Here is a 2,444-nt window from a genome sequence, read left to right on the forward strand (position 1 = left end):
AGCGGTGAACTGAGACCGTTACTTCTGGAAGTTCCAAGGCATAAGGGCGTCGATCTCGCTCGATGGCCAACCCGCGGCGATGCGTTCGAGGGTCTGCGTTAGCCAAGCGAGCGGATCAACACCGTTCATTTTGGCCGTTTGAATGAGAGTTGAGATCGTCGCCCAAGTCCGGCCGCCGCCGGCATTACCCGCGAATAGACTATTCTTGCGAATGATTGCCTGGGGCCTGATTGCACGCTCGACGATATTGGAGTCGATTTCGATCCGGCCGTCGTGAAGGAATTGCTCGAAGGCTTCCCGTCGATGAAGGGCATAGCGAATGGCCTCGGCGAGCTTTGACTTTCCAGAGATACGGGGCAGCGTGTCCTGCCAAAGCTTGTAGAGATCGGCAACGACTGCAGCGGAGGCCTCCTGGCGGGCGGCCACGCGGACATCGGAGCTTTGTCCGCGCACCTTTTCCTCGATCGCCCACAGCGCGCCCATCTTTTCGATGGTTGCCGTTGCGACCTTTGAGCTGTCGTTTGCGTGCAGCTCGTAAAACCGACGTCGACTATGCGCCCAACACCCCGCCAAAAGAGCTCCGTCATTTCCACGGTCGGGACGGGCAACACGGTTATAGGCAGTGTATCCATCGATCTGCAGGATGCCGCGATAGCCTTCGAGATGACGCGCGACACAGTCGCCGGATCGGCTGTCTTCAAAGCGATAGGCCACCATAGGCGGACCGCTTCCGCCGAATGGTCGGTCGTCCCGCGCGTACGCCCATAAATACGCTGTCTTTGCCGACCCCGATCCGGGAACAAGCGTCGGCAATGTCGTCTCGTCGGCGAATATTCGTTCGCCTCTCTTGATCTGGCTGAAGATGTAGTCCGCGAGGATCTCGAGTTCGAACCCGAGCTTGCCCATCCACCGCGCCATGATCCCGCGGTCGACTTCGACATGATCGCGCAGGAAGATCGCCTCCTGTCGATAAAGCGGCAACCCGTCGCCATATTTTGAAACCGCGATATAGGAGAGCAGCGCTTCTGTCGGAATGCCGCTTTCTACGATATGCGCCGGTGCCAACGCCTGGATGACACCGTCCTCGTTCTTGAAGGCATACTTCGGGCGGTGCGTGACGATCACCCGGAACTTCGGTGGAATGACATCAAGCCGCTCGGAGGTATCTTCACCGATCAGGATCTTCTGTTTGCCAGCATGCTCAGGAAGCTCGTCCGGCTCAATCACCACATGGATACGTTCCAGATGCGGTGGGAACCCCTTGCGCGGACGTGGTGCGCGTTTTGCAGCGCCTGGACCTCTTCCTTTTTCGACCAACGCCTGGATGGCGGCAATGCCGGTCTCGATCTCTTCGAAGACAAACGCACCTTGCTCGTCGAGATCCGCGTCGATGTTCTTGCTCTGCTTTTCCGAGCGTCTTCCATAGCGGTAACGGTCGAAGGCTTTGAGAACCTGCTTCAGCTTGGCGATCTGTTCGTCAGCATCGGCATTGCGGGCTTTCAGATCAGCGACTTCACTCTCCAGAGCGTCGGCGCGCGCAGCCTTTTCGGCCATCGCCAGGATCATGGCTTTCAGCGCATCAACGTCATCGGGAAGGTCGAGATCAGCTGGCGTCATGCCTGCGAATAGAGCATATTTTGCTGACAATTTCCCGCAGTTTCAGAAGCCTGATTCACTCTGCCGCAGGGCTTTTACCCAGCAAATTCCGGCCGTTTCACTGCAACGGTACGGACACGTTTCCAGTCCATCCCGTCAACGAGAGCAAGGAGCTGCGCGTGATTGAGCTGCACACGGACAGGCCCGATCTTTGGCCAAACGAACCGATTTTTTTCCAGACGCTTCGAATAGAGGCACACACCGGAACCATCCCACCAAGCGATCTTAATTCTGTCTGCTCTCTTGGCGCGAAAGACATAGAGCGCTCCGCTGAATGGATCGTTGCCAGCATCGCGCACCAGCGACAGAAGGCTATCGGGACCTTTGCGGAAGTCCACGGGGTGGCTTGCAAGAAACACCTTCGCACCGGCCGGGATCATGCGGAGCGCACCGCACGGATCACCCGAACAAGATGAGCCTCATCGGTCTCGGCAGCCGTGCGGATTACCGCATCACCGATGATGATGTCGACCCCGGAATAATCGCTGGATGATGGTGTCGGTAAGAGACCGGCGGTTTCATTCGCCGGCAAAGCCGCGGCTCGCAGCCGGGCATTGCGCCGCCATGTAAATAATTGTGACGGATCAACGCCGATCCGCCGGGCTACCGCCGAAACGCTCGCGCCCGGCTGCATCGTCTCAGCGACCGCCTGCGCCTTGAACTCGTCCGACCATTGCCGCCGGACTTGCCTCGGCGCACCTTCCAGAGGACCGGCGACAGCTTCAATCATATGGAAAGTTCTATGTTCAGACATAGGAGCAGACATAGAAGTTCACGCCCGAGTTCAT

3 protein-coding genes are annotated in these 2,444 nt (G+C 58.1%); all 3 read right to left on the bottom strand.

Annotated features, from left to right (window positions below; genetic code table 11):
* Positions 1 to 18: 18 nt before the first annotated feature.
* Complete coding sequence (tnpC, locus tag PMI09_RS10350) at positions 19 to 1,617, bottom strand: IS66 family transposase (protein WP_007792490.1); 1,599 nt, start codon at positions 1,615 to 1,617, stop codon at positions 19 to 21.
* Positions 1,618 to 1,691: 74 nt separating this feature from the next.
* A complete protein-coding gene (gene tnpB / locus PMI09_RS10355) occupies positions 1,692 to 2,036 on the bottom strand; it encodes an IS66 family insertion sequence element accessory protein TnpB (protein WP_007792492.1) in 345 nt (114 codons plus the stop codon).
* Positions 2,033 to 2,386 (bottom strand): transposase, encoded by a 354-nt coding sequence (locus PMI09_RS31260; protein ID WP_037082642.1) that lies wholly within the window; start codon positions 2,384 to 2,386, stop codon positions 2,033 to 2,035. The genes tnpB and PMI09_RS31260 overlap by 4 nt, the downstream gene beginning before the upstream one ends.
* Positions 2,387 to 2,444 lie beyond the last annotated feature (58 nt).

Origin of the sequence: Rhizobium sp. CF122 (assembly GCF_000282035.1) — a bacterium.
Classification (GTDB): Bacteria; Pseudomonadota; Alphaproteobacteria; order Rhizobiales; family Rhizobiaceae; genus Rhizobium.

Bases quoted from the DNA above. Each gene is read 5' to 3' on its own strand.
- tnpC (WP_007792490.1), bottom strand. From the start codon at position 1,617: ATGACGCCAGCTGATCTCGACCTTCCCGATGACGTTGATGCGCTGAAA.
- tnpB (WP_007792492.1), bottom strand. From the start codon at position 2,036: ATGATCCCGGCCGGTGCGAAGGTGTTTCTTGCAAGCCACCCCGTGGAC.
- PMI09_RS31260 (WP_037082642.1), bottom strand. From the start codon at position 2,386: ATGATTGAAGCTGTCGCCGGTCCTCTGGAAGGTGCGCCGAGGCAAGTC.